Source organism: Gordonia jinhuaensis, assembly GCF_014639795.1.
Lineage (GTDB): Bacteria > Actinomycetota > Actinomycetes > Mycobacteriales > Mycobacteriaceae > Gordonia_B > Gordonia_B jinhuaensis.
The window spans coordinates 278,934-289,187 of the sequence record NZ_BMGC01000002.1; the positions used below are offsets into that span (position 1 = coordinate 278,934).

The following is a 10,254-nucleotide window of genomic DNA, read 5'->3' on the forward strand; positions in this document are numbered from 1 at the left end:
CCGTTTTGCCGGTGACCGCCCTCTCGCGTAGTGTGAGAGGTGATGTGACCGGCCGAATGGCAGTGGTCAACGCGTCGTAGAACGCTTCTCCGACGGGCCTCTGGCCCGCTCTTTGACTTCGTACGGCGAACGGATGCGCACAGATGCGTGTTCGCCATCGACACCCTGTGGCGCAGGAAAGCGCTGACGAGGCGTGTCCACAACGGAAAGACATACGGACCTTGTCCAACACATTTGCATCCCTCGGCGTGCCCGCCGAACTCGTGAAAGTTCTTGCTTCCGAAGGCAAGACCGAACCCTTCCGCATCCAGGCGGAAACCCTCGCCGACACGCTCGAGGGCAAGGACGTCATCGGCTCCGGCAAGACCGGTTCCGGTAAGACCCTGGCATTCGCCATCCCGATGGTCGCCGGACTCGCCGAACTGGGTGTCACGCGTCGCCCCGGCGCACCCACCGGCCTGATCCTCGCACCCACGCGTGAACTGGCGTCGCAGATCGCGGCAGTGGTCACACCGCTCGCCAAGGCGATGAACCTCACCGTCACCACCGTCTTCGGTGGTGTCCGTCAGAATCGTCAGGAAGAGGCCTTCCGGCGCGGCGTCGACATCGTCGTCGCATGCCCGGGCCGCCTCGAGGACTTGATGAAGCAGAAGATCGTACGACTCGACGACGTCGAGATCACGGTCCTCGACGAGGCCGACCACATGGCCGATCTCGGCTTCCTCCCTGGTGTGACCCGGCTGCTCAGTGCCACGCCCGCCGACGGTCAGCGGATGCTGTTCACCGCGACGCTCGACAACGGCGTCGACAAGGTCGCCAAGCGCTTCCTCGACCATCCGGTGGTCCATTCCACCGAGGAGACCTCGGCTCCCGTCCAGATGACGCACCACGTGTTCGAGGTGTCTGCGGCCGACAAGAATGCGCTCGTGCACGAGCTGGCCTCGGGACAGGGACGTCGGATCTTGTTCATGCGCACCAAACACCAGGCCAAGAAGCTGGCGAAGAAGCTCACCGAGAGTGGAGTCCCGGCTGTCGATCTGCACGGCAACCTCAGCCAGGCTCAGCGGGACCGCAACCTGCGCGCCTTCGGCGAAGAGGGTGGCGTACGCGTTCTGGTCGCCACCGACGTCGCCGCACGAGGCGTACACGTCGACAACGTGGAACTCGTGGTCCATGTGGATCCGCCGGCCGAGCACAAGGCCTACCTGCACCGCTCGGGCCGCACGGCACGTGCGGGCACCAGCGGCGATGTGGCCACGGTCTGCCTGCCCGAGCAGCGACGCGACGTCGCGGGCCTGCTGCGCAAGGCGGGAATCTCGGTCGCGCCGACACGGGTGAACGCGAAGTCGCCCGAGGTGGATCAGCTGGTCGGCCCCCGTGCGGAGTTCGTCACTCCGTCGGCGGGGCCGGCACCGGCACCGCGTCAGCAGCGGCCCCGCCGCGGATCCGGTACCGCCAACCGCGGTGGCGGCGGTCAACGTCGCGGATCACAGCAGCGTTCCACCGACTCCACCGGTGCTCGCCGCACGCGCGTGACCAGCGCCGCCGGAGACCAGACCCCCTCGCACTCCTCGTCGCGCCGTGGCGCCGATGCGGGCAGTGCACGTCGGGGGACGGGTGCGCGCCGCGCATCGGGGCAGCGTTCGGCTCCCCGTCGCACCCGCGCCGGAGCCTGAGTTCTCCTCGGCGCCGCCGGGGCAGTGCCATGATTGCGGTGCCATGATGTGACCTGGCGCAGGCCAGCCCATGCCCGCGTCGATACGCGGGCGGTGACGACGGGAGCCCCGATGGCATTCATCTTTCCGAGTGCGAGTCTTGTCCCCGACAAGGCCACCGTTGCCAAGCGCTGGCTGGCCACCACCACGTGGTTCGACGGTGACGTGGATGCCGTCGAGGTTCCCTTCCGCTGCGCCTATCGTTTCGACGACCCCGCCGGCCGGGTGGGTGTCGAGACACTCGTGGTGCATGACGGCGGTCGCTGGCTGCAGGTTCCGTTCACCTACCGGGATGCCCCACTGCCCGGGGGTGATTCGGCTCTGATCGCACAGATGCAGCACTCGGTGCTCGGACGGCGCTGGGTGTACCCGGGTGCGGCTGATCCGGTCGCCGTGAGCTGCTACATCCGCACGATCATCGACCGTGGCCGTTCGGCCACGGTCGAATTCGACTCCGACGACGGCCGCCGCAGAGTCGAACTCGGAGTCAGTGCACACGGAACGGGAACTACTGGTCTGTCGGGTCACGACGTCGACGTGCTCGGGATCCTCGAAGCCGACCTCGACTCGGCGACCGCGCGGATCCAGACGTCGATGGGCCTGGTGACGATTCCTTACATCGTCGAGGCGGACGGCGATCTGACCACCGCCGGTCCCGCATTGGTGGGTTCGGTCCCCGGACTGCATGGCGACGTGGTCTTGGCGACCTTCGAACCGCGCGCATGAGCGACGACGGTGGGCACACTCGGGAGTGGCAGCTCGCCGCACTCGATACCGCCGACCGCTGCTGGGACGGGATTGTCGCGGTGGTCACCGATATGACCGAAAGCACTGTCAATCAGCGTCTTTCGATACCCGGATCGAACTCCGTGTTCGCCATCGCCCACCACTGTGTCGAGATGACGCGGTGGTGGCTGGGCACATTCGGCTGCGGTCTGGATCTGCCTCGCGATCGCGCTGGCGAATTCGAAGCGACCGGAACCCGCGACGAGCTGCTCGCGCGGATCGCCGCGGTCCGGTCGGAGTCGTCGGTGTGGACGCAGCAGATGCTCGATGTGGGCATCGCAGGCCGTGACGCTCGCGGCACGACCGCCGATGTCGACCTGGCGACGGTCAGCGCGCAGTGGGTGGTGCTCCATGTGATCCACGAACTCGCACAACACCTCGGGCAGATGCAGATCACCCGGGACGCAGTGCGTGCCTGACTTCGTTCCTCCCCAATCGGCTCGCGCTCAGCCGATACCGCCGGTCACCACATACTCGGCCCGCGTACGGCCGTCGCGCGCGGTGGCCACCACCGTCACGATGGCGCCGTAGGGCTCGCGCCACTGCGAATGCCGTCTGTGCAGCTCCGCTGCCGGCAGCTGTGCGGTTGCGCTGAACTCGGATGCGTCCCGCTGTACCGGCGCGGTGACACCGTTGACGAAGATTTGGAGCAGTGCGCCGTCCGTCGACCCGGTGACCTCGACGCGCACGAAGTCGGGGTCGGCCTCGGATGTGTGTACCGATGCGGAGACCGAGAGGTCTGGTGCACCAAGGGAGTTCAGTGACCCCGGGGAGTCCTGCATGCCAGATCCCGGCGTCTCAGACCCCTGCGTTGCGAATCCCCGCGTTGTCGATCCCCCCGCTGCCAATCGCTGTATCGGAGAGAGTTCGGGGGTCGAGGCCGGGGCGACCCGCCGCCGCGTCCGGTGTTCGTAGGCCCAGCCGTAGGACAGCAAGGCGTTGTCGCTGTAGGCCCGACCGGCGAATGTGAGGTTCACCGGCATCCCGATGTCGCTCATCATGCCCATCGTGACGTTCACCGTGGGGATCCCGTAGTGGCGGATCATGGTGTTGCCGGTGGACACCCAGACACCGTTGTCCATCGCCCGCGCATGCGAGGACGGATCGATGTCGGCGTCGGCCTTCCCCACGTCGAGTGCCGAGGGGAACACCAAGCCGTCCAAACCCAGGTCGTCGAGCCAGTTCTCGAAGTCCACCCGGCGGAGCTCTTCGAGACCACGTACCCCCGCCGCCAGGTCGGGTATCTCGGCGAGGGGCGTGATCCCGGCTGCCGCACGCTCTGGATAGTCGCCGATGTCGAGGTTGTAACGCGCGTAATACCCGTGCAGCTCATCGGGAATGGCGCCCGCAGGCAGTGGGTAGATGCGGGCTCCGTCGACGTCGGCGAGCCTGGTGAGCGCAGCGTCGCCGTTGGCGTCGAGATAGTCGTTCCACGACCACACCGTCAGATCCCACATCTCGGCATCGAAGAAGCCGGCGGGCAGGATGCCCCGGGCGTAGCCGTCAGGGGCCTGTGGCCGATCGAGTTCGTAGTTGGTGAGCGCGGGGAAGTCCACCTCGACCACCTCTGCGCCCGCGGCCTCGAGATCGGCACGGGCACGGGCCCACAACTCGAGGACCGACGGACGCGGAGTGATCGGCCATCCGGCATCGGGATCGTCGCCCAGAAGTATCCGCGGAATCCCGAATCGTTTGCCGTGCAACGCCTCCGGATCGCGCAGCGAGGAATAGGAGTCGGGCCGCACCGATGACGCGGTCGGCAGCTGCACCCACGGTTGCGTGCGCCAGAAATCGCCTCGCGTGTCGGGATCGTCGGCGACCAGCACCTCGAGCAGATTCAGCAGATCGTCGACCGTACGCGTCTGCGGGACAACCACATCCATCGTCGGTGTAAGCGGCCAGTTCCCGCGCACCGAGATCACGCCGCGCGACGGCGTGTAGGCCACCAGCGCATTGTTCGAGGCGGGGGACCGCCCGCTCGACCAGGTTTCCTCACCCAACCCGAAGGCGGCCATACTCGCCGCGGTCGACACTCCCGAGCCGTTGGAGGAACCCGATAGGTAGGCGGCGGCGAGATAGTCGCGGTTGTAGGGACTCTCCGCGCGCCCGTAGACGCCACGTTGCATGCCGCCGTTGGCCATCGGCGGCATGTTCGTCAGTCCCATACATATCGCTCCCGCGGCACGGAGACGTTCGATGGCGTAGGCATCTGATCCGGCGACCAGCTCGGCGAATGCGGGAGAGCCCGAGGCGACCGTCAGCCCCGCGACGCGGTAACTGTCCTTGGCGGTGTAGGGAATCCCGTCGAGCGGACCGAGCGACTCGCCCCGAAGGCGGCGCATGTCGGAGGCATGTGCCTCGGCGAACATCGCCGGGTTCAGCACCGGGACGGCGTTGAGAGACAGCCCATGACGGTCGTAGAAGGAGATCCGGTTGAGGTACCCGGCGACCAGTTCGACGCTGGTCACCTCGCCGTCCGACAGGGCTGCACTCAGCTCCGCGATCGAGGTCTCGACGAGGTTTGGCGCCGGCGTGGTGTCGCTCATGACCGGTGACCCGTCGTGGTGACCACAGCGGCGTTCTCCACAGCCGGCTGCTGCTGGGTGATGCAATGGATCCCGCCGCCACGAGCGAGGATCTCGCGGGCGTCGATGCTCACCACGCGGCGGCCCGGATATGCCTCAGAGAGGATGTCGACCGCGTGTGCATCGGCCTCGGGTTCGCCGTAGCCGCAGGCGATCACGCCGCCGTTGACCACCAGATGGTTGATGTAGCTGTAGTCGACGAAACCCTCCGAATCGCGGATGGTGGCCGGTGCCGGCAGGTCGATGATGTCCCACGCGCGGCCGGCCGCGTCGGTGGTGGTGGCGAGGAACTCCTTCAGCTCGCGGGTCACCAGATGGTCGGGATGTTCGGGATCTGCCTGCTGGTGCAGGAGCAGCGTCCCCGGCGAGGGGATCGTGGCCACCATGTCGACATGTCCGCGCGTGCCGAATCGGTCGTAATCACGGGTCAGCCCGCGGGGCAGCCAGATCACCTTGCGTGCCCCGAGTGTGCGCTCGAGTTCGGCCTCCACCGTCTCGCGCGTCGCATAGGGGTTGCGCTGCGGGTCGAGTTGCACTGTCTCGGTGACGAGTACGGTTCCCTCGCCGTCGACGTGGATGGCGCCGCCCTCCTGAACCAGCAGGGAACTGATCACCGGCACTCCCGCCTGCGCGGCGACGAATCGTCCGATGCGCCGGTCGTTGTCCCACGCCGACCATTCCTGGGCGCCCCACCCGTTGAACGTCCAGGCGACAGCGCCGAGCTCACCGTTGTCGCCGACGACGAAGGTGGGGCCGATGTCGCGCATCCAGGCATCGTCGAGTGGGGCCTCGACGATGTCGACGGCGCCCGAGAGCATGCGGCGGGCGCGATCGGTCTCCGACGGGTCCACGACCATCGTGACGGGCTCGAAGTCCACGACGGCATTGGCCACCGCACTCCACGCCTCATACGCGGTTTCGACGTCGGCGGCGCTGTCTGCCAGCGTCGTGTTGACGCGCGGGAACGCCATCCACACGCGTTCGTGGCGCGCCGTCTCGGCAGGCATCATCCAGGACATCGGGGAACCCCTCACTTATTGATAGAACAATCAATAAGTTGAACTTTAGGTCGGGCTGGGTGTGGGGTCAAGGGGTTGGCGGAGCCATGTTGATCACACGATCAACACAGCGTTGACTTGCCGGGCGGTGCACGTGATGATCGCGAGTGTGATGGCAGCGAGAACCCGCACGCGCAAGCCGCCGGCCGAGCGGGCCGACGAGATCCGGGCTGCGGCCAGGGAGATCGCCTGTGCAGAAGGTCTGACGTCGTTGACGTTGCGTGCCATCGGGGCCCGCGTCGGCGTCGCGCCGGCACTCGTCGCACACTACGAACCCGTCATGGACGAACTGATCGCCGCCACATTCGCGGCGATCACCACCGCCGAGGTGGACGATGTGGCCGACCTGGTCGGTGGTGAGCAGACAGCGACGGACAAACTGCGGCGACTCATCGCGACTCTCACCGAACCGGGACGCGACGATGTCACCGTGGTGTGGGCCGATGCGTTCAGCATGGGACGGACGAACGAGTCGTTGGCCGCGGCGGTGCGCGAGGTGATGGACCGCTGGCAGCAGCTCGTCGGTGATCTCATCACCGGCGGTGTCGACAGTGGCGAGTTCCGCACCGACGATGCCGACGATGTGGCCTGGCAGTTCCTCGGGATGATCGACGGCGTCAATTCCCATGCGATGGTGCGTTACGCCGACACACTCGACCGGGGCCGACTGGTACGTCGCGCGATGGAGAACGAACTCACGCTGTCGCGCGGTGCGCTGCACCAGGACTGAGGCGCGCGCACCGCAGCTGGACTCCGGAGGCGGATACTCAGCCGGTGGTGACCGCGCGGTCGGCGCGAGAGGCGGTGTGCGTCCGTGCGACCAGTGCATGGGTCTGCTTGTGCAGCGCGCGTTCGAGGTCGTCTGCGTGTCCCGAGGACAGCAGGCGCGTGCGCGTCGTCGACGCCTGGTCGGGGATGATCACCAGCACGTCGTCGGCCGACGAGAGCTCGCACACGTACTCGACCAGGACATCCACGATGCCGCTCTCGTCGGCGGTGTCGAGTTCGGTGAGTGCCTCGAGGGGGTGGAATCGCCGCCACTGATCGGCGAAGTCAGTGGTATCGGAGTGGTCGCTCCCGGTGTCAGTGCTATCGCGGTCAGCGCGGGGCTCATCGACACGCACGTGGACTGCGCGCACCTCGCGACCGAACGAATGTGCCAGCCGCAGCGCATCATTGGTGGCACAGCACACCGGTGAGGCGACCGGGACCACCGCGAGGCCACGGCCCGCGAAAGAGTGCCGCTGTCTGGTCGGCAGGTGGTCGGCGGTGATCGCAGCGCGGACGTCGGACTCGCGGTGGCGCCGGTAGTGACGAGCGAGTGCGGCCATCGCGGTGACCAGCACGGCGAGAACGAGGATGACGTACAACGATCCCTCGTCGGCTTTCATCGCCGTGAGGACCACGGCCGCGATGCCCGTGAGGGTCGCGCCGAAGGCGTTCACCACCGCGCGAGCCTGCCACCGCCGACCGCGGGTGAGCCACCAGTGTCGGACCAATCCGGCCTGGGCGAGGGTGAATCCGATGAACACGCAGATCGCGAAGAGGGGGACGAGCGCGTTGACGTCACCGCCGGAGACGATGATCAGCAGCGCCGACGACGCCGAGAGGATCAGCACACCGTCGCGGTACACCCCGGTGCGAGTGCGTCGGGTCAATCGGTGGGGCAGATGATCGTCGGCAGCGACCACCTTCATCAGCTGTGGGAGGCCGCCGAACGAGGTGTTGGCGGCCAGGGCGAGCAGAACGATGGTCGCGAACTGCACCACGAAATACATTGCCCCGCGGCCGAACACACCCTCGGTGAGCTGGGAGAGCACGGTGACGCCGTCCCTGGGGTGGATGTGAAGCCGTTCCACGAGTGCGGCGACGCCGAGCATCATCACACCGAGCAGTCCACCGAGTGCCAGTTCTGCGCGCTGCGCCCGCCTGACGCGATCACCACGGAACTGCGGTGTCGCGTTCGCAATCGCCTCCACCCCGGTCAGTGCGGCACATCCGTTGGAGAAGGCCTTGAGTATCAACAGGATCCCGATGGTGCCCACTGCATGCGTGTCGGTGACAGGCGCATCCCCGTGTCCGCCACGGACGAGTCCGACCACGATCAGCGCAAGGATGCTGAGCACGAACACCGCCGTCGGCGTGATGAAGGCCTTCGCACTGCTCACCACCCCGCGCAGGTTGATCGCGGTGATCAGCGCGAGGACGCTCAGTGCGATCCACAGCGTGTACGGCCCGGTCTGCGGGAAGGCCGATGTCAGCGCGGCGGTGCCCGCGGTGACCGAGACTGCCACGTTGAGCACGTAGTCGATCACCAGGGATGCCGCGGCGATGAGTGCTGCCCGTCGTCCGAGGTAGGCCTTGGCGACGGCATAGGCACCGCCACCGTTGGGGAACGCGGCGATGAGTTGACGGTAGGAGAGCACCAGCACGGCGAGCAGGATGACGATCGCGGCACTCACCGGCACCGTCAGCCCCAGCGCGTGTCCACCGGCGCCGGCGAGCACGATGACGATCGCCTCGGGACCGTAGGCGACCGAGGCCATCGCGTCGAGCGACAGGGCGGCGAGGCCGGTGGTCGCGGTCAGACGGTGCCTGTCGGGTGTCGTGCGCGCGGGATGCGCAGGTGTCGCGGTCGCGAAAGCCTCAGGTGATGCCACCTGACGGTTCTAGCTCGCAGGGAGCCGACGCGGTTGTGACGTTGACGCGATTCTGACGCGGGTGCCGCCGATCTTGACGTCGCCGATGCGGCGCCTCGGAGGCGGAAGCCGTCACGGGATGACGGCGAATCCTCCGGTCCACGAGATCTTTTCGGCCGATGCCAGCGTCAGCTGCAGAAAGCCGAATGCCTCGAGTTCGCGGGCGCGTCGTAGTGACCCGGCGTCGATGGCTTTCAGGCCGCCGGCGGTGACGACCTGCGCCAGCTGCTCCTTCGCGTCGGCGTCGTCACCGGCGATGAGCACAGTTGTGGGATTGTCGCCGACCTTGCCCGATGTCAGGGTCGCGGCGAAGGTGGTGTTGAAGGCCTTGAGGACCGACGATGCGGGAAGTTTCTCCGCGAGTTGGGCCGCGGCGGAGCTGTCGGGAGGGACCACCAGCGAGTCGAAGGTCTCGAAGTCCAGCGGGTTGCTGATGTCGACGACGGTCTTGCCTGCCAACTCGTCGGCGCGGGTCGCGACAATCTGATCGAGTGCCCCGAACGGGACAGCGAGCACCACGATGTCGCCGGTCACCGCGGTGTCGTCCCCGCTGTTGATGCTCTGGACGGTGTTGCCGCCGGCGGTGATCACCCGTGCGATCGCGCTGCCCATGTTGCCGGTTCCGAAGATCGTGACATTCATCGTGATACTCCCTCGATTCACTATGGCGGATATCTGAGAGGCTACCTGTGATCGGTGAATGCACCCGACGCCTGCACCCGTGGGTCGAATGCAGGCGTCGGGGTGAGGGTTGCTGGAGTGTCAGCGCGGCATGTTCGCTCGCGGCGGGGACTTCTTCAGGATGAAGTCAGCGATCGGGATCTGTCCGTAGATGTAGTTGGGCCCGCGATAGCCGTCCCGGGTCTTGTGGAACTCTCAGTGGCCCAACCACTCAGACCGGCTCATTGGGGGATGCTCACGACCTTGCCGCCGTCGCGCGTGGGAGACCGGAGGTGGAGAGTCTGACTGAACGACCTTTCGTCGCTACCTGCGTTTCGGCTGGGAGCCCAAAACGGCGGTGCCCGTTTGACGACACTCTCTCGTCATGAATCATCGACGACGACTTTCGTCGAATATGCAAATGACTCGTTTCTCGGTGCTCAATGGCGGCTGTATGTCTACGAGAGCCGCAACGATAAACGGCAGGTCGACGTATTTCGCTGGTGTACGAGATTATCCCACTATTGTCCGGGACTGCGTCGGTCTGTGCCGGTTCATCAACTTAACCAGTAAGTTTGGAGATCTTTCCGGACTGGTGGCCATTGGGAAGTGGGCGTCGGCGAACCATCCGAAAGCAACGATTACACCCAATACCGTTCAGTTAAGGTTACATGCGTGTAGTTTTAGGTGTATGCCTCGTGCTGGGTGGGTGAAGCCGGAGTCGGATCGTCGGTTGTCGGATGTGGTGTCG

General features: G+C 66.4%; 8 protein-coding genes. 4 read left to right on the forward strand and 4 right to left on the reverse strand.

Annotated elements, in window-relative coordinates:
- The first annotated feature begins 221 nt into the window (after positions 1-221).
- The 3 genes from IEW22_RS02590 (at position 222) to IEW22_RS02600 (ending at position 2,920) form a co-directional block, all read left to right on the forward strand.
- Complete coding sequence (locus IEW22_RS02590; protein WP_229742106.1) at positions 222-1,676, forward strand: DEAD/DEAH box helicase; 1,455 nt, start codon at positions 222-224, stop codon at positions 1,674-1,676.
- 111 nt (positions 1,677-1,787) lie between these two features.
- Entirely contained in the window at positions 1,788-2,441 is a 654-nt protein-coding gene (locus IEW22_RS02595; RefSeq protein WP_188585004.1) for a maltokinase N-terminal cap-like domain-containing protein, read from the forward strand.
- Positions 2,438-2,920 carry a DinB family protein gene (locus tag IEW22_RS02600; RefSeq protein WP_188585005.1) on the forward strand — a complete coding sequence of 161 codons (483 nt, stop codon included), beginning with the start codon at positions 2,438-2,440 and terminating at the stop codon, positions 2,918-2,920. Before IEW22_RS02595 ends, IEW22_RS02600 begins: the two co-directional genes overlap by 4 nt.
- Positions 2,921-2,947: 27 nt before the next feature.
- On the opposite strand, the gene IEW22_RS02605 is transcribed toward IEW22_RS02600, so the two are convergent.
- Together IEW22_RS02605 and IEW22_RS02610 are read right to left on the reverse strand one after the other, a co-directional pair.
- Positions 2,948-5,047 carry an amidase gene (locus IEW22_RS02605; protein ID WP_188585006.1) on the reverse strand — a complete coding sequence of 700 codons (2,100 nt, stop codon included), beginning with the start codon at positions 5,045-5,047 and terminating at the stop codon, positions 2,948-2,950.
- The gene (locus IEW22_RS02610; protein ID WP_188585007.1) at positions 5,044-6,105 is read right to left on the reverse strand and encodes an agmatine deiminase family protein; all 1,062 of its coding nucleotides are present in this window, start codon (positions 6,103-6,105) and stop codon (positions 5,044-5,046) included. The genes IEW22_RS02605 and IEW22_RS02610 overlap by 4 nt, the downstream gene beginning before the upstream one ends.
- Before the next feature lie 151 nt (positions 6,106-6,256).
- Here IEW22_RS02610 and IEW22_RS02615 point away from each other — a divergent pair, with 151 nt between their 5' ends.
- On the forward strand, positions 6,257-6,874 hold the full coding sequence (locus IEW22_RS02615) for a TetR/AcrR family transcriptional regulator (protein ID WP_188585008.1): 618 nt from the start codon (positions 6,257-6,259) through the stop codon (positions 6,872-6,874).
- Between the two features lie 37 nt (positions 6,875-6,911).
- On the opposite strand, the gene IEW22_RS02620 is transcribed toward IEW22_RS02615, so the two are convergent.
- Positions 6,912-8,690: an APC family permease gene (locus tag IEW22_RS02620; RefSeq protein WP_188585046.1), complete on the reverse strand. Its 1,779-nt coding sequence runs from the start codon at positions 8,688-8,690 to the stop codon at positions 6,912-6,914.
- 225 nt (positions 8,691-8,915) lie between these two features.
- The gene (locus IEW22_RS02625; protein ID WP_188585009.1) at positions 8,916-9,485 is read right to left on the reverse strand and encodes an NADPH-dependent F420 reductase; all 570 of its coding nucleotides are present in this window, start codon (positions 9,483-9,485) and stop codon (positions 8,916-8,918) included.
- Positions 9,486-10,254: the final 769 nt, after the last annotated feature.

Excerpts from the sequence above, each read along its gene's own strand:
- IEW22_RS02615 (WP_188585008.1), top strand. The coding sequence starts at position 6,257 with ATGGCAGCGAGAACCCGCACGCGCAAGCCGCCGGCCGAGCGGGCCGAC.
- IEW22_RS02600 (WP_188585005.1), top strand. The coding sequence starts at position 2,438 with ATGAGCGACGACGGTGGGCACACTCGGGAGTGGCAGCTCGCCGCACTC.
- IEW22_RS02620 (WP_188585046.1), bottom strand. The coding sequence starts at position 8,690 with ATGGCCTCGGTCGCCTACGGTCCCGAGGCGATCGTCATCGTGCTCGCC.
- IEW22_RS02610 (WP_188585007.1), bottom strand. The coding sequence starts at position 6,105 with ATGTCCTGGATGATGCCTGCCGAGACGGCGCGCCACGAACGCGTGTGG.
- IEW22_RS02595 (WP_188585004.1), top strand. The coding sequence starts at position 1,788 with ATGGCATTCATCTTTCCGAGTGCGAGTCTTGTCCCCGACAAGGCCACC.
- IEW22_RS02605 (WP_188585006.1), bottom strand. The coding sequence starts at position 5,047 with ATGAGCGACACCACGCCGGCGCCAAACCTCGTCGAGACCTCGATCGCG.
- IEW22_RS02625 (WP_188585009.1), bottom strand. The coding sequence starts at position 9,485 with ATGAATGTCACGATCTTCGGAACCGGCAACATGGGCAGCGCGATCGCA.